Origin of the sequence: Bifidobacterium xylocopae, from assembly GCF_003315615.1 — a bacterium.
GTDB lineage: Bacteria > Actinomycetota > Actinomycetes > Actinomycetales > Bifidobacteriaceae > Bombiscardovia > Bombiscardovia xylocopae.
The window spans coordinates 1-629 of record NZ_PDCH01000039.1 but is presented as its reverse complement, the minus strand read 5'-3'; the positions used below and the strand labels follow the sequence as shown (position 1 = coordinate 629).

General features: G+C 68.8%; 2 protein-coding genes. Both read right to left on the bottom strand.

The window, feature by feature from the left end; translation table 11 throughout:
- Positions 1–69: 69 nt before the first annotated feature.
- The gene (locus CRD59_RS08045) at positions 70–411 is read right to left on the bottom strand and encodes an RCC1 domain-containing protein (protein ID WP_161522321.1); all 342 of its coding nucleotides are present in this window, start codon (positions 409–411) and stop codon (positions 70–72) included.
- Positions 408–629: hypothetical protein (locus tag CRD59_RS08040; protein ID WP_201736585.1), on the bottom strand; the 222-nt coding region annotated here is incomplete at its 5' end. The genes CRD59_RS08045 and CRD59_RS08040, both read right to left, overlap by 4 nt.

Here is a 629-nt window from a genome sequence, read left to right as displayed (position 1 = left end):
TGTCGATGGCGAGGCTGTGCACGTGGCCTGCGCTGATGGTGGTCCAGGTGGTGTCGGGGGCCGGGTCGGTCACGCGCGCGGGCGTGTGGTCGGGGTTGTGTCGATGGTGCCGTTGCCGAGCTCGCCCTCTCCGTTTCGTCCCCAGCTGTATGCGTGTCCGTTGTTGTCGATGGCGAGGCTGTGCAGGTCGCCTGCGCTGATGGTGGTCCAGCTGGTGTCGGGGGCCGGGTCGGTCACGCGCGCGGGCGTGGGGTGGGGGATGTTGCTGTTGATGGGGTCGCTGCTGCCGTTGCCGAGCTCGCCGTAGGAGTTCAATCCCCAGCTGTATGCGTGTCCGTTGCTGTCGAGGGCGAGGCTGTGCTGGCTGCCTGCGCTGATGGTGGTCCAGGTGTTGGGGGCCGGGTCGGTCACGCGCGCGGGCGTGGGGTGGGGTTGCGGTCGCTGCTGCCGTTGCCGAGCTCGCCGACGCCGTTGAATCCCCAGCTGTATGCGTGTCCGTTGTTGTCGATGGCGAGGCTGTGCTCGTCGCCTGCGCTGATGGTGGTCCAGGTGGTGTTGGGGTCTGGGTCGGTCACGCGCGCGGGTGTGGGGTGGGGGTTGTTGCTGCTGCTGCCGTTGCCGAGCTGGCC